General features: G+C 71.7%; 1 protein-coding gene. It reads left to right on the top strand.

Features of this window, described 5'->3' with window-relative positions:
* Positions 1–4: 4 nt before the first annotated feature.
* Positions 5–237 (top strand): helix-turn-helix domain-containing protein (locus IE98_RS0141800; protein ID WP_267882394.1); only part of this gene is annotated, 233 nt, incomplete at its 3' end.

Raw genomic sequence — 237 nt, forward strand, 5'->3', positions numbered from 1 at the left:
CATCCTGGAATGCGCGAGTGGCGCGTCGAACAAGGACGTTGCGGAGCGGCTGGGGTCCACGCCGCACGCGGTGGGCCGGTGGCGGGCCCGGTTCGTCGAACACCGGATCGCCGGCCTGGGCGACATGCCCAGGCCCGAGGGCCCGAGGACGGTGACCGACGAGCAGGTGGCCGAGTTGGTCGCCAAGACACTGGAGCGCACACCGCAGGACGCCACGCACTGGTCGACCCGGTCGAT

The organism is Streptomyces sp. NRRL B-24484, assembly GCF_000717715.1.
In the GTDB taxonomy this organism is placed as follows: Bacteria; Actinomycetota; Actinomycetes; order Streptomycetales; family Streptomycetaceae; genus Kitasatospora.